The organism is Limnohabitans sp., from assembly GCF_031539175.1.
In the GTDB taxonomy this organism is placed as follows: Bacteria; Pseudomonadota; Gammaproteobacteria; order Burkholderiales; family Burkholderiaceae_C; genus Limnohabitans.
This window is the reverse complement of the sequence record NZ_JAVKLQ010000068.1, coordinates 50,904-72,046: the sequence shown is the minus strand read 5'-3', so window position 1 is coordinate 72,046 and position 21,143 is coordinate 50,904. Positions and strand designations below refer to the sequence as shown.

The 21,143-nt window shown below is 57.4% G+C and carries 23 protein-coding genes; 17 read left to right on the top strand and 6 right to left on the bottom strand.

Annotation, left to right across the window (positions count from 1 at the left end):
- Position 1: 1 nt before the first annotated feature.
- The 11 genes from der (at position 2) to RMS95_RS12590 (ending at position 10,700) form a co-directional block, all read left to right on the top strand.
- Positions 2–1,342 (top strand): ribosome biogenesis GTPase Der, encoded by a 1,341-nt coding sequence (der, locus tag RMS95_RS12640; protein ID WP_310646558.1) that lies wholly within the window; start codon positions 2–4, stop codon positions 1,340–1,342.
- Between the two features lie 65 nt (positions 1,343–1,407).
- Complete coding sequence (gene hfq, locus RMS95_RS12635) at positions 1,408–1,674, top strand: RNA chaperone Hfq (protein WP_104798699.1); 267 nt, start codon at positions 1,408–1,410, stop codon at positions 1,672–1,674.
- A gap of 70 nt (positions 1,675–1,744) precedes the next feature.
- Positions 1,745–2,911, top strand: coding sequence for a GTPase HflX (gene hflX, locus RMS95_RS12630; RefSeq protein ID WP_310646557.1), 1,167 nt, complete (start codon positions 1,745–1,747; stop codon positions 2,909–2,911).
- A 50-nt stretch (positions 2,912–2,961) separates the two neighbouring features.
- The gene (hflK, locus tag RMS95_RS12625) at positions 2,962–4,296 is read left to right on the top strand and encodes an FtsH protease activity modulator HflK (protein ID WP_310646556.1); all 1,335 of its coding nucleotides are present in this window, start codon (positions 2,962–2,964) and stop codon (positions 4,294–4,296) included.
- A gap of 14 nt (positions 4,297–4,310) precedes the next feature.
- A complete protein-coding gene (gene hflC / locus RMS95_RS12620) occupies positions 4,311–5,219 on the top strand; it encodes a protease modulator HflC (protein WP_310646555.1) in 909 nt (302 codons plus the stop codon).
- A gap of 12 nt (positions 5,220–5,231) precedes the next feature.
- On the top strand, positions 5,232–5,426 hold the full coding sequence (locus RMS95_RS12615; RefSeq protein ID WP_310646554.1) for a DUF2065 domain-containing protein: 195 nt from the start codon (positions 5,232–5,234) through the stop codon (positions 5,424–5,426).
- 50 nt (positions 5,427–5,476) lie between these two features.
- Positions 5,477–6,643: an ATP phosphoribosyltransferase regulatory subunit gene (locus tag RMS95_RS12610; protein ID WP_310646553.1), complete on the top strand. Its 1,167-nt coding sequence runs from the start codon at positions 5,477–5,479 to the stop codon at positions 6,641–6,643.
- A gap of 47 nt (positions 6,644–6,690) precedes the next feature.
- Entirely contained in the window at positions 6,691–8,019 is a 1,329-nt protein-coding gene (locus tag RMS95_RS12605) for an adenylosuccinate synthase (RefSeq protein ID WP_310646603.1), read from the top strand.
- A gap of 42 nt (positions 8,020–8,061) precedes the next feature.
- The gene (locus RMS95_RS12600; RefSeq protein WP_104798696.1) at positions 8,062–8,586 is read left to right on the top strand and encodes a phosphoribosyltransferase; all 525 of its coding nucleotides are present in this window, start codon (positions 8,062–8,064) and stop codon (positions 8,584–8,586) included.
- 104 nt (positions 8,587–8,690) lie between these two features.
- Entirely contained in the window at positions 8,691–9,923 is a 1,233-nt protein-coding gene (locus tag RMS95_RS12595) for a PLP-dependent transferase (protein WP_310646552.1), read from the top strand.
- 18 nt (positions 9,924–9,941) lie between these two features.
- Complete coding sequence (locus tag RMS95_RS12590; RefSeq protein WP_310646551.1) at positions 9,942–10,700, top strand: DUF2189 domain-containing protein; 759 nt, start codon at positions 9,942–9,944, stop codon at positions 10,698–10,700.
- Positions 10,701–10,727: 27 nt separating this feature from the next.
- Here RMS95_RS12590 and mnmH read toward each other — a convergent pair whose 3' ends face one another.
- Both mnmH and RMS95_RS12580 read right to left on the bottom strand, forming a co-directional pair.
- Positions 10,728–11,801 carry a tRNA 2-selenouridine(34) synthase MnmH gene (gene mnmH / locus RMS95_RS12585; protein WP_310646550.1) on the bottom strand — a complete coding sequence of 358 codons (1,074 nt, stop codon included), beginning with the start codon at positions 11,799–11,801 and terminating at the stop codon, positions 10,728–10,730.
- A gap of 9 nt (positions 11,802–11,810) precedes the next feature.
- Positions 11,811–12,401, bottom strand: a complete 591-nt coding sequence (locus RMS95_RS12580) for an arylesterase (RefSeq protein WP_310646602.1) — start codon at positions 12,399–12,401, stop codon at positions 11,811–11,813.
- 190 nt (positions 12,402–12,591) lie between these two features.
- On the opposite strand from RMS95_RS12580, the gene RMS95_RS12575 reads away from it, so the two are divergent.
- Both RMS95_RS12575 and rlmB read left to right on the top strand, forming a co-directional pair.
- Positions 12,592–13,308, top strand: a complete 717-nt coding sequence (locus RMS95_RS12575; RefSeq protein ID WP_310646549.1) for an ABC transporter ATP-binding protein — start codon at positions 12,592–12,594, stop codon at positions 13,306–13,308.
- 20 nt (positions 13,309–13,328) lie between these two features.
- Positions 13,329–14,078 carry a 23S rRNA (guanosine(2251)-2'-O)-methyltransferase RlmB gene (gene rlmB, locus RMS95_RS12570; RefSeq protein WP_310646548.1) on the top strand — a complete coding sequence of 250 codons (750 nt, stop codon included), beginning with the start codon at positions 13,329–13,331 and terminating at the stop codon, positions 14,076–14,078.
- A 10-nt stretch (positions 14,079–14,088) separates the two neighbouring features.
- Here the strand turns inward: rlmB and RMS95_RS12565 are convergent, their stop codons facing one another.
- Genes RMS95_RS12565 through fabG form a run of 4 tightly spaced genes read right to left on the bottom strand, consistent with a single transcriptional unit; the run spans position 14,089 to position 16,686 of the window.
- Positions 14,089–14,733 carry a nucleoside/nucleotide kinase family protein gene (locus tag RMS95_RS12565; protein WP_310646547.1) on the bottom strand — a complete coding sequence of 215 codons (645 nt, stop codon included), beginning with the start codon at positions 14,731–14,733 and terminating at the stop codon, positions 14,089–14,091.
- Positions 14,724–15,320, bottom strand: a complete 597-nt coding sequence (locus tag RMS95_RS12560) for a chromate transporter (RefSeq protein WP_310646546.1) — start codon at positions 15,318–15,320, stop codon at positions 14,724–14,726. Before RMS95_RS12560 ends, RMS95_RS12565 begins: the two co-directional genes overlap by 10 nt.
- On the bottom strand, positions 15,317–15,922 hold the full coding sequence (locus tag RMS95_RS12555) for a chromate transporter (protein ID WP_310646545.1): 606 nt from the start codon (positions 15,920–15,922) through the stop codon (positions 15,317–15,319). The genes RMS95_RS12560 and RMS95_RS12555 overlap by 4 nt, the downstream gene beginning before the upstream one ends.
- Positions 15,919–16,686, bottom strand: a complete 768-nt coding sequence (gene fabG / locus RMS95_RS12550) for a 3-oxoacyl-ACP reductase FabG (protein WP_310646544.1) — start codon at positions 16,684–16,686, stop codon at positions 15,919–15,921. Before fabG ends, RMS95_RS12555 begins: the two co-directional genes overlap by 4 nt.
- Before the next feature lie 126 nt (positions 16,687–16,812).
- Between fabG and RMS95_RS12545 the strand changes: the two genes are divergently transcribed.
- The 4 genes from RMS95_RS12545 to RMS95_RS12530 all read left to right on the top strand — a co-directional run bounded on the left by RMS95_RS12545 (position 16,813) and on the right by RMS95_RS12530 (position 21,136).
- Entirely contained in the window at positions 16,813–18,060 is a 1,248-nt protein-coding gene (locus RMS95_RS12545) for an ABC transporter substrate-binding protein (RefSeq protein ID WP_310646543.1), read from the top strand.
- Positions 18,061–18,104: 44 nt separating this feature from the next.
- Positions 18,105–19,313, top strand: a complete 1,209-nt coding sequence (locus RMS95_RS12540) for a carbohydrate porin (RefSeq protein ID WP_310646542.1) — start codon at positions 18,105–18,107, stop codon at positions 19,311–19,313.
- Positions 19,314–19,395: 82 nt separating this feature from the next.
- Complete coding sequence (locus RMS95_RS12535) at positions 19,396–20,277, top strand: sugar ABC transporter permease (RefSeq protein WP_310646541.1); 882 nt, start codon at positions 19,396–19,398, stop codon at positions 20,275–20,277.
- Complete coding sequence (locus tag RMS95_RS12530; protein WP_310646540.1) at positions 20,267–21,136, top strand: carbohydrate ABC transporter permease; 870 nt, start codon at positions 20,267–20,269, stop codon at positions 21,134–21,136. Before RMS95_RS12535 ends, RMS95_RS12530 begins: the two co-directional genes overlap by 11 nt.
- Positions 21,137–21,143: the final 7 nt, after the last annotated feature.

Below are 21,143 nucleotides of genomic sequence, written 5' to 3'. Positions count from 1 at the left end.
TTTGAAACCCGTATTGGCCCTGGTGGGCCGCCCCAACGTTGGCAAGTCCACGTTGTTTAACCGTTTGACCAAGACGCGTGATGCGATCGTGGCCGACTTCGCTGGCCTGACCCGTGACCGCCACTATGGCAACGGGCACTTGGGCAAGCACGAATACATCGTCATCGACACCGGTGGCTTTGAGCCCGATGCACACGATGGCATCTACAAAGAAATGGCCCGTCAAACTCGCCAAGCCGTGGCGGAGGCTGACGTGGTGGTGTTTGTGGTCGATGCGCGTGGCGGTATTTCGGCCCAAGACCATGACATTGCCAATTACCTGCGTCGTTTGGGCAAGCCCACGCTGCTGGTCGCCAACAAAGCCGAGGGCATGAAAGAGGGCGCTCAGCTGGTGGAGTTTTACGAGCTGGGCTTAGGTGAAGTGCTGCCTGTGTCGGCCTCGCATGGCCAAGGTGTGCGCGACTTGGTCGAGATGGCTTTGGCCACCTTGAACTTGCCCGAGATCGACGAAGACGCCGAAGTCGTGGACGACGGCTCGATCAAGCTGGCTGTGGCTGGCCGTCCCAACGTGGGCAAGTCGACCCTCATCAACACGTGGTTGGGCGAAGAGCGCTTGGTGGCATTTGACATGCCCGGTACCACGCGCGACGCCATCAGCGTGCCATTTGAGCGCGAAGGCCAAAAGTTTGAGCTGATCGACACCGCAGGTTTGCGCCGCAAAGGCAAAGTGTTTGAGGCCATCGAGAAGTTCTCGGTCGTCAAGACCTTGCAAGCCATCGAATCATCCAATGTGGTGCTGCTGTTGCTCGATGCCACCCAAGGCGTGACTGACCAAGACGCGCACATCGCGGGCTACATCTTGGAAAGCGGTCGTGCCGTGGTGGTGGCCGTGAACAAATGGGATGCGGTGGACTCTTACCAGCGCGAAATGTTGATGCGCTCGATCGAGACACGTTTGCCGTTCTTGAAGTTTGCGGCCTTGCATTTCATCTCTGCCAAGAAACGTCAAGGTTTGGGCCCTTTGTGGGGTGCCATTGCGCAAGCGCATCGTGCTGCGATGTGCAAAATGTCCACGCCTGTCCTCACGCGTTTGTTGCTCGAAGCGGTGCAGTTCCAAAGCCCGCAACGCGGAGGCATGTTCCGTCCCAAGCTGCGTTATGCCCACCAAGGTGGCATGAACCCACCTGTGATCGTGATTCACGGCAATTCGCTTGAGCACGTCACGGACACCTACAAACGCTTCTTGGAAGGCCGTTTCCGCAAGGCGTTTTCGCTGGAAGGCACGCCTTTGCGCATTGAGATGAAAACCTCCCAGAATCCCTACAAGGATAAGGACGCTTGAGGTCTTTTGCCTCTTGCTGTGGTAAGGTCAGAACTCTTCACAACCACTGAAACACGGAGAATATCGTGAACACCGACAACTCAAAAAACAAAGGCCAGCTGTTGCAAGATCCTTTTCTGAACATCCTCCGTCGCGAGCATGTGCCCGTGTCCATTTATTTGGTCAACGGCATCAAATTGCAAGGCCAAATCGAGTCGTTCGACCAATACGTGGTGCTGTTGCGCAACACCGTGACGCAAATGGTTTACAAACACGCCATCTCGACCATCGTGCCGGGCCGTGCTGTGAACTTCAACCCCACCGACGGTACGGGCAGTTCGCCCGAAGTTTGAGCTGGGTAGCTCTGCAAAAAGGGCTGGTCACAGCCCTTTTTTTACGCCTTTATTTTTTTAGACTGACCGCTTGAACGACTCTGACCGTAAAAACGTTGCCCCCACCTTGTTGGTCGGGGTTAATTTTGGTTTGCCCCATTTCGACAATGAACTCGAAGAGTTGGGCCTGTTGGCCCAAACTGCGGGCCTCCACCCCGTCGCACGCCTGACCTGCAAGCGCAAAGCCCCCGATGCCGCCTTGTTCGTTGGCAGCGGCAAAGCCGATGAAATCAAAGAACTCGCCACGCTACACGGCGCCGTTGAGATTTTGTTTGAGCAGCCTTTGAGTCCTGCCCAGCAGCGCAACTTAGAGCGCCATATGGGCATGCCCGTCAACGACCGTACCTTTTTGATTTTAGAAATCTTTGCCCAGCGCGCCCGCAGCCATGAAGGCAAATTGCAAGTCGAATTGGCCAAACTGCAATACCTCAGCACGCGTTTGGTGCGTCGATGGTCGCATTTGGAGCGACAAAGCGGCGGTATTGGCATGCGCGGTGGCCCTGGCGAAACCCAGATGGAGTTGGACCGCCGCATGATTGGCGACGCCATCAAGCGCACCCGCGAGCGCCTCGAAAAGGTCAAACGCCAACGCAGCACCCAGCGCCGTCAGCGCAACCGCCGCGATGCCTTCACCATTTCCTTGGTGGGCTACACCAACGCCGGCAAGTCGACCTTGTTCAACGCCATGGTCAAAGCCCGTGCCTACGCAGCCGACCAATTGTTTGCCACGCTGGACACCACCACGCGTCAACTCTATTTGGGTAACAAAGAGGGGGTAGGCCGTTCGGTGTCGCTGTCAGACACGGTGGGTTTCATCCGCGATTTGCCGCACGGCTTGATTGACGCCTTTCAAGCCACTTTGCAAGAGGCCGCCGACGCCAGTTTGTTGATGCATGTGGTGGACGCCTCCAACCCCAACTTTCCAGAGCAAATGGCCGAGGTGCAAAAGGTCTTGGCCGAGATTGGTGCCGCCGATGTGCCGCAAGTTTTGGTGTTCAATAAACTTGACGCGATGCCTGAAGAAACACGCCCCTTGCTGATGCAAGACCATTACACGGTGGACGGTGTGGCGATTCCAAGGTTCTTTGTGAGCGCCAAATCTGGCGAAGGTTTGGCGGGGTTGCGTGAATATTTGGCCCAAGAGGCCTTGCAAGACATGCCTGATGACCTCACGTCTTATCCAACATCTGACGAATGAAGCCCCAACTTGGGCACAATGAAGACTTCAGAGAAATAACAACCATGCGCATGAACTCCAATTCAAACAACGTGACCCCAAGCTCTTGGCTGTCGCGAGGGCTCGGCATGTTCAACCTCAACGACGGCCGTTGGGGTCGTGACAACGACAACGGCGCCAAATCTGGCCCCAGTGAGCCCAAGCCAGACGACAAAAAACCACAGGGGCCTGCTGCAGGTGGCCCACCTGATTTGGATGAGTTGTGGCGTGATTTCAATGCCAAGTTGGCGGGTTTGTTTGGTCAACGCAAAGGCGGCCCTACACCACCTCCTTCTGGCGACCCATCAGGCCCGCCGTTCAAAGTGGCACGTTTTGGCATTGGCGTGATTGCTGCGGTGTTGGTGGCCATTTGGCTGTCGACCGGCTTTTTCATCGTGCAAGAAGGCCAACAAGCGGTGATCACGCAGTTTGGTCGCTATCACTCGACCGTGGGTGCGGGTTTCAACTGGCGTCTGCCTTATCCCTTCCAGCGCAATGAGTTGGTGTTTGTGACGCAAATTCGCTCGGTCGATGTGGGTCGTGACAACATCATCAAAGCCACGGGGCTGCGCGAGTCAGCCATGTTGACCGAAGATGAAAACATCTTAGAGATCAAGTTTGCCGTTCAATACCGCTTGACCGACGCGCGCGCTTACTTGTTTGAAACCAAGAACCCCACCGATACCGTGGTGCAAGCGGCTGAAACTGCGGTGCGCGAAGTGGTGGGCAAGATGAAGATGGATGCGGCGATGTCTGAAGAGCGTGACCAAATTGGTCCACGCATTCGCACTCTGATGCAAGCCATTCTGGACCAATACAAAGTGGGCATTGAGGTGGTGGGCATCAACTTGCAGCAAGGTGGCGTGCGTCCGCCCGAGCAAGTGCAAGCTGCTTTTGACGATGTGCTCAAAGCCGGACAAGAGCGTGAGCGCGCCAAAAACGAAGCCGAAGCCTACGCCAACGACGTGGTGCCACGCGCTGTGGGTGCGGCTTCGCGTTTGAAGCAAGAGGCCGATGGCTACAAAGCCCGCATTGTCGCGCAAGCCGAAGGCGATGCACAACGCTTTAAGTCGCTGGTGGGGGAGTATCAAAAGGCGCCGCAAGTCATGCGCGACCGTTTGTACATCGACGCGATGCAGCAGATTTACAGCAACACTACCAAGGTGTTGGTGGACACCAAGCAAGGTTCCAACTTGCTCTATTTGCCGTTGGACAAGATCATTCAACAAACCAACGCAGCCAACGCGACCGCGACCACACCCGCCTCAGACGCTGCCAACACGGGTGCCAACGCGATCAGCGCTAACCCTGCAGCAAGCGACGCGCGTGCGCGCGATGGCCGCTCACGCGACCGCGACGGCCGTTGATCAGGGGACACAAGATGCAAAACAACAAAATCGGTTTCTACATTTCTTCCGCGTTGGTGGCCTTGGCCTTGCTGAGCTCGACCTTGTTTGTGGTGGACCAGCGCCAGTTCGGTGTGGTGTATTCGTTTGGCCAAATCAAAAACGTCATCACCGAGCCCGGTCTGAACGTCAAGTTGCCGCCGCCGTTCCAAAACGTGAGCTACATCGACAAGCGTTTGCTCACCTTGGACAACGCCGACACCGAACCCATGTTGACGGCTGAAAAACAACGTGTCGTGATCGATTGGTACGCCCGTTGGCGCATCACCGATCCGTCGCAATACATCCGCAACGTTGGTTTAGACGAAAACGCAGGCGCCATTCAACTCGCCCGCGTGGTGCGCAATGCGTTTCAAGAAGAAATCAACAAACGCACGGTGAAAGAATTGCTGTCGCTCAAGCGCGAAGCATTGCTGGAAGACGTCAAACGCGAAGTGCTGGCCGCTGTCAAAGGTGCCAAGCCTTGGGGCGTGGATGTGGTGGATGTGCGCATCACCCGCACCGACTATGTGGATGCGATCACCGAATCGGTGTACCGCCGCATGGAAGCCGAGCGCAAACGCGTGGCCAACGAGCTGCGTTCAACAGGTGCCGCTGAAGGTGAAAAAATTCGCGCCGATGCCGACCGCCAACGCGAAGTGACCGTGGCCAATGCGTACCGCGAAGCGCAGATCATCAAAGGCGAGGGCGATGCCCAAGCTGCCCGCATTTATGCCGAATCGTTTGGCCGTGACGCGCAGTTTGCGCAGTTCTACCGCAGCCTTGAAGCCTACAAAGCCACGTTCAACAAAAAGGGCGACGTGATGGTGCTTGATCCGTCGAGCGACTTTTTCAAGGCCATGCGCGGCAGTGGTGGTGGCAACGCGCCCGCACCTAAAAAGTAAAAGGGCGGTCGCATGAGTTTTGACGGCGATACGCTGTGGGTGGCGTTCGGCTTGATGCTGATCGTTGAAGGGCTATTTCCCCTTATTTCGCCCGAGGGCTGGCGTCAGAGAATGGTGCAGGTTTTGGCTCTGCACAACGGTCAAATCCGCTTTTTTGGTTTGGTCTGCGTGTTTGTTGGACTTTTGATGCTCTGGTGGCTGGGTTAATGCCCGAGAAGACCGGTAAAATCTCTGTTTTAACAGCCTCCATCAATCACATGTCCGCTTGGGTTTTGCCGGATCACATCGCCGATGTTCTGCCTTCTGAGGCCCGGCACATCGAAGAGCTGCGTCGTTTGTATCTCGACACAGCGAGAGGCTACGGCTACGAGCTGGTCATGCCGCCGCTGCTCGAATACCTCGAATCGTTGTTGTCCGGCACCGGCCGCGCACTCGATTTACAAACGTTCAAACTGGTCGACCAACTCTCGGGTCGCACCCTTGGGCTGCGAGCAGACACCACGCCGCAAGTCGCGCGCATTGACGCCCATCTACTCAACCGTGCTGGCGTGACGCGCCTGTGCTACTGCGGCCCCGTGCTGCACACCCGCCCAGACCGTCCTTTTGCCACGCGTGAGCCTTTGCAATTTGGTGCCGAAATTTACGGCCATGCAGGCATTGAGGCTGATCTTGAAGTGTTGCACTTGGCCCTAGACACGCTCAAAGCCGTGTCCATTGCGAAATACACGGTCGACTTGAGCGACGCCCGCATCGTGCCCGCCTTGTTGAGTGGCGTGACCTTGACGGCGGAGGCGCGCGATGCCTTGCACAGCGCGTTGGCTGCCAAAGACACCTTGGGTGTTCAAGCCTTGACCCAAGATTTGCCCGCCAACGTGCGCGCCGCCTTGGTGGCTTTGGGCGGCATGTACGGCGACGGTTCGGTGTTGACGCAAGCCGAGAAGGCCTTTGCAGCTTGGCCGGTGGTGATGCAAGCGTTGGCAGAGTTGCGTCAAATCGCGGCTGACTTGGGCGATGTGCCCACCACTTTTGACTTGGCCGATCTGCGTGGCTACGCCTACTACAGCGGCGTGCGCTTTGCCATTTTTGTGCCAGGTGCCAGCGATGCCTTGGTGCGCGGTGGCCGCTACGATGAGGTTGGCGCCGTGTTTGGCCGTAAGCGCCCAGCCGCAGGATTCAGTTTGGACCTGAAAGAGTTGGTCAGCGTGGTGCCCGAGCGCGCCCTCAAAGCCGCCATTCGTGCGCCTTGGGGAACTGCCAAAGGTTTGCGCGAAGCCATTGCCACCTTGCGTGCCAATGGCGAAACCGTGGTCTGCGTCATGCCAGGCCATGAGAGTGAAGTCGATGAATTTGACTGTGATCGTGAATTGATCGAAGTCACCGGCCAATGGGCAGTGCAAGCTGTTCCCGCCGTTCCTGCCCTTTAATTTTTTAAGCAAGCGAAGTTGATATGAGCAAACCCGTAGGACAAACCGTGGCTGCAACCAAAGGCCGTAACGTCGTCGTGGTCGGCACCCAATGGGGTGACGAAGGCAAAGGCAAATTGGTCGATTGGTTGACCGAAACCGCCACCGGCGTGGTGCGCTTTCAAGGCGGCCACAACGCGGGCCACACCTTGGTCATCAACGGCGTGAAAACCGCTTTGCATTTGATCCCCAGCGGCATCATGCGCCCCGGCGTGAAGTGCTACATCGGCAACGGCGTGGTGTTGTCTGCCACCAAGTTGCTCGAAGAAATCGCGGGCTTGGAAAAAGCGGGCGTCGAAGTGCGCTCACGCTTGCGCATCAGCGAAGCTTGCCCGTTGATCTTGCCTTACCACGCAGCGATTGACATCGCCCGTGAAGCTGCCAAAGAGAAGGCGGGTACCGCCAAGATCGGCACCACAGGCCGCGGCATTGGCCCCGCCTACGAAGACAAAATTGCACGCCGTGCTTTGCGCGTGCAAGACCTGAAGCACCCCGAGCGCTTCGCCACCAAACTGCGCGAGAACCTCGAGCTGCACAACCATGTGTTGACCGACATCTTGCACGCCCCCGCTGTGGACTTTGACACCGTCTACAACGAAGCCATGGCTTACGCCAAAGAAATCTTGCCGATGGTGGCCGACGTGTCACGCGAGTTGAACGAAGCTCACCAAGCCGGTGCCAACCTGTTGTTTGAAGGCGCACAAGGCACCTTGCTCGACGTCGACCACGGCACTTACCCCTTCGTCACCTCTAGCAACTGCGTGGCTGGTAACGCCGCCGCAGGCGCTGGTGTGGGCCCAGGTTTGTTGCACTACATCTTGGGCATCACCAAGGCGTATTGCACACGCGTGGGCGGCGGTCCGTTCCCGACAGAGTTGGATTGGGAAACCCCAGGCAACCCTGGCTACCACATGTCAACCGTGGGCGCCGAAAAAGGCGTGACCACCGGTCGTTCGCGTCGCTGTGGCTGGTTTGATGCTGCCTTGCTCAAGCGCAGTGCGCAAGTCAACGGTTTGACCGGTTTGTGCATCACCAAACTCGACGTGCTCGACGGCTTGACCGAATTGCTCTTGTGCGTGGGCTACGAATTGGATGGCCAAACCATCGACATCTTGCCCATGGGCGCCGATGAGATTTCGCGTTGCAAGCCCATCTACGAAACCATCCCTGGCTGGACCGACAGCACCGTGGGCGTGACCGACTACAACAAGTTGCCCAAAGCCGCTCAGCACTACCTCAACCGTATTGCCGAAACCACTGGCGTGCCCATTCACATGGTGTCCACCAGCCCTGACCGCGACCACACCATTTTGTTGACCCACCCTTACGTGGCTTAACGCGGCGTTTTGATTCCAGTTTTATTTTGAAGGACCATTGATATGTTGACCGAAGACGGCAAGCACCTGTACGTGTCTTACGACGAGTACCACAACCTGATTGAAAAACTCGCCATCAAGATTCACCAATCCGGCTGGGAGTTCGACACCATCCTGTGCTTGGCCCGTGGCGGCATGCGCCCTGGTGACATCTTGTCGCGCATCTTTGACAAGCCTTTGGCCATCATGTCGACCAGTTCGTACCGCGCTGACGCAGGTACTGTGCAAGGTCACTTGGACATCGCCCGTTTCATCACCACACCTAAAGGCGAAATCGCTGGCAAGGTGCTGTTGGTGGACGACTTGGCTGACACAGGCCACACCTTGAAGGCCGTGGTGGACCAACTCAAAAACAACTACGCGCCCATCACCGAGCTGCGTACGTCTGTGATTTGGACCAAAGGCGTGTCGGCCTTCAAGCCTGACTACTCGGTGGACTATTTGCCCACCAACCCATGGATTCACCAACCCTTCGAGCCGTATGACAACATGCGTCCAGCGGCTTTGTTGGAGAAGTGGAAGGTTTAATCTTTCCTTCGTTAGCTTTCAAAAAACTCCGCCATTGCGCGGAGTTTTTTTATGTCCGCCGTCATTTTGTCTTTTCTGTGGGCGAGAGTAGGTAATATGTGTGCATGCCTCGCAGTACCGATCTCATCCACCACGCCTACCTTCCCCCCGCTGAGTTTGAAGCGCCCCAAGTCGGGGTGTTCAAAGCCTCCACGGTGATCTTCCCCAACGTGGCCGCCATGCGCACGCGCGAGTGGATGGACAAGTCGGCTTACACCTACGGCTTGCATGGCACGCCCACCACGTTCACGCTGGAAGAGCGCTTGGCCACCTTGGAAGGCGGCACGCATTGTCTGTTGACCCCTAGCGGTTTGGCCGCCATTGCACACGTCGATTTTGCGCTGCTCAAAACAGGCGACGAGGTGTTGATTCCCGACAACGCCTACGCGCCCAACAAGTCTTTGGCCGAGGGCGAGTTGGCCCGTTTTGGCATCACGCATCAGGTGTACGACCCGTTGGATGTGAACGACTTGGCTGCGCGCATCAACGAGCGCACGCGTTTGGTCTGGCTCGAAGCGGCGGGCTCGGTGACGATGGAGTTCCCAGACCTGATTGCTTTGGTGCAGCTGTGCAAAGCACGTGGTGTGCTCTGCGCGCTCGACAACACCTGGGGTGCCGGCTTGGCATTCAATGCGTTTGACCTCACGCCAGGGCAGGGCGCTCAAGGACAGCCCACCTTGGGGGTGGACTTGACCATCCATGCGCTCACCAAATACCCCAGCGGCGGTGGCGATGTGCTGATGGGCAGCATCGTCACGCGCAGCGATGAACTGGCGCGTGTCCTCAAGCTCAGCCACATGCGCTTGGGTACAGGTGTGGGTGCCAACGACGCCGAGGCTGTGCTGCGTGCTTTGCCCAGTCTGCCGTTGCGTTACAAGGCACAAGACACGGCGGCACGCACCTTGGCGGCGTGGTGTGCGTCACAGCCCGCCTTCAGCCAAGTGCTGCATCCTGCGCTCAGCAGTGCGCCGGGGCATGCCCATTGGCAACAGTTGTGTGTGACACCCAACGCGCCTGAAGGCTTAGCCGCTGGTATTTTCAGTGTGGTGATGGATGCACGCTTCACCGCCCAACAAGTGGACGCGTTTTGCGACGCCTTGCAGCTGTTCAAAATTGGCTACAGCTGGGGTGGCCCCATGAGCTTGGTGATGCCCTACAGCATGGCCTCTAGCCGTCATCGTGGCACGGCGCATCTGAAGCCAGGGCGCGTGGTGCGCTTTTGCATTGGACTCGAACACGTCAGCGATTTACAAAAAGACATGGCGCGCGCATTGAACATCGCTGATTTACACGTTTGAAAAGAAGAAAGGTGAGACATGCAGGAACTGGTGCCCGAAGAAGAACACGACCGCATTGACATCAACCCCATTGGCTTTGGCGACCCCATTCGTTGGCTCTGGATGGGCTTGCGCGACATGGCGTCGCAGCCCTTGATTTCGCTGTTCTACGGTTTTTCTTTTTGGCTCATGGCGCTGATTTTGTTGGCCGTGTTCAAAAGCAACCCAGAGTACACCTTGTCTGCTGTGTCGGGTTGCTTGTTGGTGGGCCCATTCTTAGCGATGGGGCTCTATGACGTGAGCATGCACATGGCGCGCGGCGAGCCGCCAAGCATGGGCAGCTCTCTCACCTGTTGGGAGTCTCACCTGAAGAGCATGAGCATGCTCATCATGGTCATGATCGTGTTGGAGCTGCTGTGGGGGCGTGCGTCTTTGGTGGTGTTTGCCGTGTTCTTCAACACGGGTGGCATGCCCACAACCGCCACGGTTTTGGAGGCCGTGTTCAACCCGCAAAACTGGGAGTTCATCGTGGCCTACCTCTGCGTGGGTGGCTTCTTTGCGGGGCTGGTGTTCGCCAGCATGATGGTGTCCATCCCCATGATTTTGGACCGTGACACCGATGCGATCACTGCGTGCATCACCAGCTTGCGTGTGTTTGTTGAGCACACAGGCGTGTCGCTGTTGTGGGGCTCGCTCATCACCGCCTTGGTGGTGCTGGCCATGCTGCCCTCAGCCGCCGGTTTACTGCTGGTCGGGCCTTGGCTGGGCTTTGCCAGTTGGCATGCTTACCGCGCGTGAGTGCGGGTCACCCCAGGCCAGCGCGAACTACCGCAGTAAATCACGGGCCACTTGACGCAAGCTTTCCGCGTGGCGATTGGCCGCTACGCAGGCGGTGGCCTTGTCTGCTTGCGTGAAGTTACGCACCATCGATGACGCGTAGGTTGGGTCGTAGTGCAGCACCAACAGCTCGCGCACCACGTCTTCAATATGGCCGGTGTGGATGTGTTCTTTCCAACCCTCAACCACCGCTTTCCCGCGAATGGCCACCAGCGCATCCAGACGACGGCAGAACAGATCGTGGTCGTCGACGAAAAAGTTGTAGTCCTCCATCAGCAAGGCCACGCGCTCATCCAAGCTGAGTTGCAACTCAAAACAGGGGCTTTCGCGCATCGCAAGCATCAGCGATTCAGGGATCGACAAATTGCCCACGTTGCGGCTTTCAGACTCCACGAACACGGGGCGCGTGGGGTCAAAGTTGCGCAGGGCTTGCCACACCATGGTGTCGAAGCATTTTTGGCTGGGTTGCGGTTGGCCCGGAATGTGGCCCAGCACGGAACTGCGGTGGCTGGCCAATTCTTCCAAGTCCAGCACTTGCGCGCCTTCGGCTGCCAAGGCATAAAGCAGTCGAGTTTTGCCAGAGCCTGTCGGGCCCGAGATCACTTTGAATTGCAGCGGGGCCACGCGCTTAGGAATGTCTTCCACGAGTGCCGCACGAAACGCTTTGTAACCACCTTCAATCAGGTGAATCTTGAAGCCAATTTGCCCCAGCACCATCGACAGCGAGCCGCTGCGTTTTCCACCGCGCCAACAGTAAATGAGGGGCTGCCAATTTTTGGGCAGTTCCAGCACTTCGCGCTGGATGTGCCGCGCAATGTTGGCCGCCACCAGCGCGGCACCGTGCTTTTGCGCTTCAAACGCATTGACTTGCTTGTACATGGTGCCCACAAAGATGCGCTCTTCGTTGTTCAGTGAGGGCCAGTTGACGGCGCCGGGCAGGTGGTCGAGTGCGTACTCGTCTTCGCTGCGCGCATCGATGATGGTGCTGAAACCGCCGGGTTCGCCAAGTGGCGTGGCCATGCGGGCCATGGCGTCTTGCGCCGAGATGAAATGAACGCTCACTGCGATGCCTTATAGGTTCTTTTTGATTTCTGGCCACACATTGCTGAGCATGCGCGGGTGTGCCGTTTCGCGGGGGTGAATGCGGTCGGGTTGAAATTGGTTGGCCGCATCCGGCGCGTCGGCAATGCCTTTGAGGAAAAACGGCACAAGGCCCGTTTGATGTTTTTTGGCAAGGTTGGCAAACATGGCCGAGAACTTGGCGCTGTAATCGGGCCCGTAGTTGGGCGGTATTTGCATGCCCACCAACACCACGCGAGCGTTGACGGCACGGCAGGCTTGAATCATGGCTTCGAGATTGTTTTGTGTGCTGTTGAGGTCGAGACCGCGCAGCGCGTCGTTGCCGCCGAGTTCAATCACCACTTGCACGGGGCGTACTTGATCCAGCATGGCTGGCAGGCGAGAGCGGCCACCCGCCGTGGTGTCGCCGCTCACGCTGGCGTTGATCACGCGCACATCGGGGCGTTCGACTTGCAGCTTCTCGGTCAGCAGCGCCACCCAGCCTTTGCCGCGCGTGATGCCGTATTCGGCACTCAACGAGTCGCCCACCACCAAAATGGTGGCCGCAGGCGCCGACCCGGGCGGGGGCACGGCATTGTTCATGGCGTTGGCGTAAGGGTTTGGGGCACGGCGGCGGCGAGGGTCGGTTGAAATGACGTCGCCATCCATGCCTTCGCCGCGCGATGAGATCACGTTGTTTTGCGCCGATGCCGTGCGCAGGCCCAAAAGCCCCGTCAACCCAGCGGCCAGTGCGCCCAAGTTAAAGTCGCGTCTCCACATTCCATCGCGCTTCATGACCACATCCTCTTTAGAAAACCCATCTGCACACACACACGCTGCGGTGTCGCCCTTGATCGCCGTCTCGCACTTGTTCAAATCGGTTCAAGACGCGACGGGCACACTCGACATTCTCCGCGATATCGATTTCACTTTGGCTCCGCAGCAATCGCTGGCCATCGTCGGCGCTTCGGGCTCGGGCAAAAGCACCTTGCTGGCCATCATGGCGGGCTTGGACACGCCCAGTCAGGGCAGCGTGTGGCTGGATGGTGTGGACATCTTCAGCTTGAACGAAGACGAACGCGCCGCTTTGCGCGCGCGCCAAGTGGGTTTTGTGTTTCAAAGCTTTCAGCTGTTGGGCAACATGACCGCGCTTGAAAACGTCATGCTGCCCTTGGAGTTGGCGGGCTTGCCCAACCCACGTGCCGCCGCCAAAGACATGCTGGTGCGTGTCGGTTTAGGCGAGCGCTTGAACCATTACCCCAAAGTGCTGTCGGGCGGCGAGCAGCAACGCGTGGCTCTGGCCCGCGCTTTTGTGGTCAAACCCGCATTGCTGCTGGCCGACGAACCCACCGGTAGTTTGGACCATGCCAGCGGCGAGCGCATCATGGATTTGATGTTTGCGTTGAACCAAGAATTGGGTACTACGCTGGTGTTGGTGACCCATGATTTGAAGCTGGCTTCGCGGTGTGACCAAGCCATCACGATTGAGGCGGGGCAGGTCAAGGGATAGTCAAGGGATAATCACACCCTATGTCTTCAGCCCCCAAAGTTCTCTTCGGCTTTCACGCCGTTGGCGTGCGCGTTAAAACAGCGCCGCAATCCGTCATCGAAATCTACTTCGACCCCACACGCCGTGATGCGCGCATGCGCCAGTTCATCGACCGCGCCAACGAGGCCGGCATTCGTTTGATCGAGGCCGATGGCCCGCGTTTGGCCAAGCTTTCGGGCGGCCATGGCCACCAAGGCGTGGCGGCCCGTGTCACCGAGATCAAGATGGTCCATTCGCTGGACGAGTTGCTCGAAGGCATCGAGAAAATCGAGTCCCCTTTGATTTTGGTGCTCGACGGCGTGACCGACCCGCACAACCTAGGCGCGTGTTTGCGCGTGGCCGATGGTGCCGGTGCCCATGCGGTGATCGCGCCCAAAGATCACGCCGTGGGCATCAATGCCACGGTGGCCAAAGTGGCCAGCGGCGCGGCCGAAACCGTGCCTTATTTCATGGTGACCAACTTGGCGCGCACCTTGAATGAACTCAAAGAGCGCAACATTTGGATCATCGGCACCAGCGATGACGCCCCCAAAACCTTGTACCAAGTCGACCTCAAAGGCCCCACGGCCTTGGTGTTGGGTGCTGAGGGTGACGGCATGCGTCAGCTCACACGCAAGACGTGTGACGAGCTCATCAGCATCCCCATGTCGGGTGCGGTCGAGAGCTTGAACGTGTCGGTGGCCAGCGGCGTGTGCTTGTACGAAGCACGCCGCCAACGCACGGTCGGTTAACCCCCGTTTTTTAGCTGTCCCAGCGGAACATCACGTCCGCTTTGGCCTTGGCGGCCTCAATGCGACGTGCATTGGGTTCGTCGGTGTGTTGTACCCAATCAGCTGCGTCTTGTGCGCTGCGGCCAAATTGCTGGTGGCGTTGGGTCAGGCGGCCCACGCGCAGGTCTTGCGGCACATCGACAAACCACGTTTCATCCAGCAGCGCTTGCACTTGGTTCCACGGTGAATCGTTGAGCAGCAAGTAGTTGCCTTCCACCACCAACAACGGCGTGTTGGCCTCTATGGCAATGGCGCCTGCGATGCCTTCTTCCAAGCTGCGTTCGTAGCTGGGGGCGTACACCACATCGTCCACCGCTTGCGTGCGCAAGCGTTTGAGCAAGGCCACAAAACCAAAAGCATCAAAGGTGTCTGGAGCCCCTTTGCGCTGTCTGCGCCCTAATCGGTCCAACTCGACGTTGGCCAGATGAAACCCGTCCATCGGAACGACTTGAATTTGCCCTGGCCATTGCGAAGCGAGCACCTGAGCCAAGGTGGATTTGCCAGCGCCCGGCGCGCCCACCAAGCCCAACAGACGCCGTGAACCACGGGCCAGCAAGGCCTCGATGCGTTGTTGGTAAAACGCGGGAAGTGTGGGCAGCTTGGGGTTCAAATCCATCCCAAAGCCCCCAGCAAAGCGCCAAAACCGAGCAGCAACAACAAATGCGTTTTGGTTTTCCAAACAATGAGTGTGGTGGCACCCGTTAAGGCCCAGAGCGGCCAGTCACGTGCGGGGTTTTCGTGGTTGCCGGTCAGCAACCAACCGGTTGCAATCAAGAGCGCAATCACGATGGGGGCCATGCCTGCCTTGAAGGCTTTCACGGCACGCAGGTCTCGGTTACGGTGCGCCCATTGCGTGGCCACAAAGGTGAGGGTGGCCGAAGGAATCATGATGCCCACCATGGTGATCAACACGCCCCACAACGCCAAGCCCACCGCGGGCCAACCCGCTGCCAAGCCGCCAGCGGCGTTGAGGCCGACGTTCCAGCCCATGAGGGCCACAAACATCACGTTGGGCCCAGGCGCGCCTTGTGCCAAGGCAATGGAGGAGGTGAACTGGGTGTCGCTGAGCCAATGTGTTTCATCGACCAAGTAACGGTGAATATCGGGCGCGGTGGTGATGGCGCCGCCCACGGCCAACAAAGACAGCGACACGAAATGCAAAAACAAGGACCACCAATCGGCCAAGGTCAAGACGATGTTCATGCCTCACCTCGCTTGGCGATGCAGTGACTGGCCCACAGGCTGGCCAGAGGCCCCAAACTCAGCAGCACCCACGCCAAGGGCAAGCGGAACAAGGCAATGCCCACAAAGGTCACCGCGGCAATGGCGAGGCAGCTGAACTGGCCCATGGGGTTGTTTTTCAAGGCGCCCATGAGCTTGATGCCCACTGCGGCAATCAAACCCGCCGACACTGCGCCCATGCCCCGCAACATGCCTTGTGCCGTCGGTGTATCGGCCACGCCAGCCACGGCGGCGGCGATCAGCAAGACCAAGACCGTGGGGGCTAGCAGCAAGCCCGCCAACGCGGCCAATGCGCCGGGCAAGCCAAAGGCGCGTCCACCTATCATCAGCGAGAGGTTGACCACGTTGGGGCCGGGCAAGATTTGTGCAACCGCCCAATCTTCCACAAATTCATCCAGCGTGAGCCATTTCTTTTTGTCTACCAACTCGCGTTGCACCACGGCCAACACGCCGCCAAAACCCTGCAAAGCGAGCAGGGTGAAGGAGACGAACAAGTCTGTTTTGTTGCGCGGTGCGTGCTTGTCTGTGCCGTGTGTGCTGGTCGCCGCTTGCACGTCGTTCATACCGTCATGCCGCCTGAGACTTCCAACACCGCCCCGTTGACGTAGGCCGCCTCGTCGCTGGCCAAAAAGGCATAGACGTTGGCAATGTCTTCTGCGCGCCCTAAGCGCTTCAAGGGCACACGATGGACCATGTCTTCGATCACTTTTTCAGGCATCGAGTCCAAGATGGGGGTGGCGATAAATCCTGGGGCGACCGCATTGACGCGAATGCCTTTGGGGCCCAGTTCGCGGCTCCAAGTTTTCGTAAACCCGATGACGCCAAACTTGGTGGCGGCATAGTTGGTTTGGCCAAAGTTGCCGTAAATACCGACCACAGAAGAGGCGTTCAAAATCACGCCGCTGCCTTGGGCCACCATGGTGTCCGTGACGGCTTGTGCGCAATGGAACACGCCGCGCAGGTTGACGTCAATCACGCGGTCGAATTGTTCAATCGTCATCTTCTGCAAGCGCGCATCTTGGGTGATGCCCGCGTTGTTGACCAGCACATCGATGCGCCCAAACTTGGCCAAAACCGACTTGACCATCGCGTCCACCATCTCGCGCTGGGTCACATCGACCACAAATCCAACGGCTTGTGCGTCTGCGGCTTGGCATTGGGCCACAGCCGCATCGACGGCGGCTTGCTTCACATCGCACAGCACCACGATGGCGCCTTCATGGGCGAATTTGAGGGCTGTTGCTAGGCCAATGCCTTGTGCAGCGCCCGTGATGATGCTGACTTTGTTTGCCAGTCGTTGGCCTAATGAGGAGGTGGTGGTGTTCATCGGCACAGTGTAAATTGGCAGCCCTCTAGGGAAAATCCTTAGAACTTTGTTTAATTAATTAATGAATAATTAACGCACTCAAGACCAACGCTTGAGCCCTCTAACTCAAACTGAGAGACAAACTTCATGAAACTCAACAAAATTGTTTTGGCCTGCGTGGCCGCTGTGTCTGTGTCAGCCGCTGTGGCTGGCGAAGTGGAAGTGTTGCACTACTGGACGTCGGGCGGCGAGGCCAAATCGGCCGCTGAGCTGAAAAAGATCATGTCGTCCAAAGGCCACAGCTGGAAAGACTTTGCGGTGGCCGGTGGTGGTGGCGACAACGCGATGACCGTGTTGAAGAGCCGAGTGGTGTCGGGCAATCCGCCCGCTGCTGCGCAAATCAAAGGCCCTGCTATTCAAGAGTGGGCGCAAGAAGGCGTCTTGGCCAACCTCGACAGCGTGGCGCAAGCCGAAAAGTGGGACAGCCTGCTGCCTCAAGTCGTGGCCAATGTCATGAAATACAAAGGCAGCTACGTGGCAGCCCCCGTCAACGTGCACCGCGTGAACTGGGTGTGGGCGAACCCCGATGTGTTGAAAAAAGCGGGCGTGGCCACCATGCCTGCCAACTACGACGAGTTCTTTGTCGCCGCTGAAAAAATCAAAAAGGCAGGCTTTATTGCTGTGGCCCACGGTGGTCAAAACTGGCAAGACTTCACCACCTTTGAGTCGGTGGTGTTGGGCGTGGGTGGTGCCAAGTTTTACCAAGACGCCTTGGTCAAGCTCGATCCCAAAGCCTTGAGCAGCGCCACCATGACCAAGTCGTTGGAGACCTTCCGCAAGATCAAGGGCTACACCGATGCCGCCTCGCCAGGCCGCGATTGGAACTTGGCCACCGCCATGGTCATGCAAGGCAAAGCGGGTTTTCAGTTCATGGGTGACTGGGCCAAAGGCGAATTCGTGGCTGCGGGCAAAAAGCCAGGCAAAGACTTTTTGTGTGCAGCAGCACCCGGTACAGCCAAGTCCTACACCTTCAACGTGGACTCATTTGCCATGTTCAAGCTGAAAGACGCCGGTGCCCAAAAAGCCCAAGCCGACTTGGCTGCCGCCATCATGAGCCCTGAATTTCAAGAAGTGTTCAACCTCAACAAGGGCTCCATCCCTGTGCGCTTGAACATGTCGATGGCCAAGTTTGACGACTGCGCCAAGCTCTCCAGCAAAGACTTCGTGGACACCGCCAAAACTGGCGGCTTGGTCCCCTCGGTTGCCCACGGCATGGCCATCTCGCCAGCCACCGAAGGCGCCATCAAAGATTTGGTCAGCCAGTTCTGGAACGACGACAAGATCAGCATCGACGATGGTCAAAAACGCCTCGTTGCAGCCGCTGCGACCAAATAAGCAACAGACAGACTGTTGATTTTTAAAACCTCGGAGAGACAAGAATGAAAATGAAATTAACCTGCGCGGCAGCCGCACTCTGCTGCTTGAGCGCGACTGCTTTTGCCGCTGATGTGGGCGGCGTTGAAGTCACCGGCTACAGCCGTGGTGGTGGCGTGTACAGCTACAACAAAGACCAACAAATCAAAGGTGGCTTGACGCTCGGTGGTGACTTGCAAAAGTACCGTTTGGGCAACGAAGGCGACTACGGTTTGGAAGTCAACATCGCCAAGACCTTTGATGTCGACGGCGTGAAATACAAGCTCGATTACATGCCCACCAAGTGGAACAGCGGCAACGTGGGCACTGAGCAGGCGTTTGTGGAAGTGTCCGGTTTGAGCTTCGCGCCTGAAGCCAAAATTTGGGCTGGCCAACGCCGTCTTCGTATTCAAGACATTCACATCGTCGATCACTTCTTGATGGACTACGGCGTCAACCAAGGCGCTGGCGTGACTGACTTGGCTGTTGGTGGCGTCAAAGTGGGCGCGGCTTTGCAAACGGGCGATACGTTTGACCAAAAAATGGCGAACGGCACATCGGCCAACAAGTTCAACGTGGACGTGTCGGAGATCAACACAAACCCCGGTGGCAAAGTGCGCGTGTTGCTGACCTCGGTCAGCACCTCTGGCTTGGCCAGCAGCGGTGGTTCGGGCCTGACCCTCAATCACAACCAGTCGAACTTTGGCATGCCCGGTTTGACCAACAGCGTGTTCTTGCAAACTTCCAGCGGCTACGCCAACATCAATGGCCGTTTTGGTGACATCAGTGCCGCCACTGTTTACGGCAAGAAAACCAACCGCATCGCCGATTCCATCACGTGGCAGTCGGGCCGCTTCGGTGGTCAAGCCTTGGTGGGTTACCAAACCACCAAATCAGACGATCCAGCGGTGACGCACACGGTTAAAGATACTTCTTTGGGCGGTCGTATTTCTTACGCCTACACCAAGAACTTTAAGATGTTGTTCGACGCTGGAACCACCTCGCGTTCGTTCAGTGACAGCACACCATCGCAGCGTTTGAACAAGATCACGATTGCCCCCACGATAGCGATGTCTCCCGATTTCTGGTCGCGTCCTGAGTTGCGTTTCTACGTGACGAAGGCGAACTGGAACCAAGCGGCTGCGGATGCCAACAACAACGCAACCACTGGTTTTGCAGCCAACAACCGCAAATCACAAACTTTGGCTGGCGTTCAGTACGAAGTTTGGTGGTAAATCCACCTCGGTTTTGAACAGACGAGGGTGAGGGAAGGGGGCAACCCCTTCTCTCTTTTTTGAAACATCACAAAGGCTCAAGATGCAAAAGCATCGTTTAGAAGCGTTGATTCCCAAAATGGTGGTCGCTCCCGGCTTGGTGCTGGGGTTTGCGTTCATCTACGGGTTCATGATTTGGAACGGCGTGTTGTCGGTCACCGTCTCGCGCATGTTGCCCAACTACGAGTTGGCAGGTTTGGCGCAGTACGCCAAGTTGTGGGAGATGGACCGCTGGTGGGTTGCCCTGAAAAATCTCGCTATTTTTGGCATTGGCTATGTGGCTGGTGCCATGGCTCTGGGTGTATTTTTGGCTGTTTTGTTAGACCAAAAAGTGCGCGCTGAGGGCTTCATTCGCACCGTCTATCTGTACCCCATGGCTTTGTCATTTGTGGTCACGGGGACGGCGTGGAAGTGGTTGCTCAACCCGAGCATGGGCTTGGAAAAACTCATGCACGATTGGGGTTGGAGCAGCTTCAGTTTCAGTTGGCTGGTCGAAAGCGACATGGCCATTTACTGCGTGGTGATTGCCGGTGTTTGGCAGTCGGCTGGTTTTGCCATGGCCTTGTTTTTGGCAGGCTTGCGCGGTATTGACGACAGCATCATCAAAGCGGCACAGATTGACGGTGCTTCGTTGCCGCGCATTTATTGGCGCATTGTGTTGCCTGCGTTGCGACCTGTGTTTTTCTCAACCTTGATGGTGCTCTCGCATTTGGCCATCAAGAGCTTTGACCTCATCATGGCCCTCACCTCGGGCGGCCCGGGTTACGCCACCGATGTGCCAGCCACCTTCATGTACGCCATGAGTTTCACGCGTGGACAAATTGGTTTGGGTGCCGCCAGCGCGACCATGATGCTGGCGACGGTGGCCGCCTTGGTCGTGCCTTATCTGTACAGCGAATTGCGGAGCAAAAACCATGAGCACTAAGTTCTTTTCTGCGCAAACGCTGTGGCGTGTGTTGCTTTATGTCACGTTGGCTGTGGGTGCCGTTTTCTTCTTGGCACCGCTTTACGTGATGCTGGTGACCTCGCTCAAAGATGCCGAAGAAATCCGCCAAAACAGCTTGGTCAGTCTGCCTGGGTCCTTGAACTTTGAGGCTTGGCGTTTGGCGTGGGACTCGGCCTGTACGGGGGCCCAATGTTCTGGCCTCGAACCCTTCTTTTGGAACTCGGTGTGGATGGCGGTTCCCGCTGTGTTGATCTCCACCACATGGGGCGCGCTCAACGGCTATGTATTGAGTTTGTGGAAATTTCGCGGCAGTGAAACCTTGTTTGCGTTGCTGTTGTTTGGGGTGTTCATGCCCTTTCAAGTGGTGCTGTTGCCCATGAGCCAAGTGCTGGGCTGGTTAGGCATGTCCAGCTCGATTGGCGGTTTGATCTTGGTCCACTTGTTGGCAGGCTTGCCCAGCACAACCTTGTTTTTTCGCAACTACTACGCGGGGATTCCCAAAGATTTGATGAACGCGGCGCGCATGGATGGTGCAGGTTTTTGGATGATCTTTTTCCGCATCATCGTGCCCATGTCCACGCCCATCGTGATGGTCACGCTGATTTGGCAATTCACCCAAATTTGGAACGACTTTTTGTTTGGCGTGGCCTTCAGCGGCGCCGACTCCAAGCCCATCACCGTCGGCTTGAACAACTTGGCCAACACCACCAGCAGCGTCAAAGCCTACAACGTCGACATGGCGGCGGCATTGATTGCGGGCTTGCCCACCATGCTGGTCTATGTGCTGGCAGGGCGATATTTTGTGCGCGGGCTCACGGCCGGCGCTGTCAAAGGTTAAGAGGAAC

What these genes read in the sequence shown, in the direction of transcription:
- hflK (WP_310646556.1), top strand. Translation starts at nt 2,962, where the DNA reads ATGAACTCCAATTCAAACAACGTGACCCCAAGCTCTTGGCTGTCGCGA.
- hflC (WP_310646555.1), top strand. Translation starts at nt 4,311, where the DNA reads ATGCAAAACAACAAAATCGGTTTCTACATTTCTTCCGCGTTGGTGGCC.
- RMS95_RS12615 (WP_310646554.1), top strand. Translation starts at nt 5,232, where the DNA reads ATGAGTTTTGACGGCGATACGCTGTGGGTGGCGTTCGGCTTGATGCTG.
- RMS95_RS12610 (WP_310646553.1), top strand. Translation starts at nt 5,477, where the DNA reads ATGTCCGCTTGGGTTTTGCCGGATCACATCGCCGATGTTCTGCCTTCT.
- RMS95_RS12600 (WP_104798696.1), top strand. Translation starts at nt 8,062, where the DNA reads ATGTTGACCGAAGACGGCAAGCACCTGTACGTGTCTTACGACGAGTAC.
- RMS95_RS12595 (WP_310646552.1), top strand. Translation starts at nt 8,691, where the DNA reads ATGCCTCGCAGTACCGATCTCATCCACCACGCCTACCTTCCCCCCGCT.
- RMS95_RS12590 (WP_310646551.1), top strand. Translation starts at nt 9,942, where the DNA reads ATGCAGGAACTGGTGCCCGAAGAAGAACACGACCGCATTGACATCAAC.
- RMS95_RS12580 (WP_310646602.1), bottom strand. Translation starts at nt 12,401, where the DNA reads ATGAACAATGCCGTGCCCCCGCCCGGGTCGGCGCCTGCGGCCACCATT.
- RMS95_RS12575 (WP_310646549.1), top strand. Translation starts at nt 12,592, where the DNA reads ATGACCACATCCTCTTTAGAAAACCCATCTGCACACACACACGCTGCG.
- rlmB (WP_310646548.1), top strand. Translation starts at nt 13,329, where the DNA reads ATGTCTTCAGCCCCCAAAGTTCTCTTCGGCTTTCACGCCGTTGGCGTG.
- RMS95_RS12565 (WP_310646547.1), bottom strand. Translation starts at nt 14,733, where the DNA reads ATGGATTTGAACCCCAAGCTGCCCACACTTCCCGCGTTTTACCAACAA.
- RMS95_RS12560 (WP_310646546.1), bottom strand. Translation starts at nt 15,320, where the DNA reads ATGAACATCGTCTTGACCTTGGCCGATTGGTGGTCCTTGTTTTTGCAT.
- RMS95_RS12555 (WP_310646545.1), bottom strand. Translation starts at nt 15,922, where the DNA reads ATGAACGACGTGCAAGCGGCGACCAGCACACACGGCACAGACAAGCAC.
- fabG (WP_310646544.1), bottom strand. Translation starts at nt 16,686, where the DNA reads ATGAACACCACCACCTCCTCATTAGGCCAACGACTGGCAAACAAAGTC.
- RMS95_RS12545 (WP_310646543.1), top strand. Translation starts at nt 16,813, where the DNA reads ATGAAACTCAACAAAATTGTTTTGGCCTGCGTGGCCGCTGTGTCTGTG.
- RMS95_RS12540 (WP_310646542.1), top strand. Translation starts at nt 18,105, where the DNA reads ATGAAAATGAAATTAACCTGCGCGGCAGCCGCACTCTGCTGCTTGAGC.
- RMS95_RS12535 (WP_310646541.1), top strand. Translation starts at nt 19,396, where the DNA reads ATGCAAAAGCATCGTTTAGAAGCGTTGATTCCCAAAATGGTGGTCGCT.
- RMS95_RS12530 (WP_310646540.1), top strand. Translation starts at nt 20,267, where the DNA reads ATGAGCACTAAGTTCTTTTCTGCGCAAACGCTGTGGCGTGTGTTGCTT.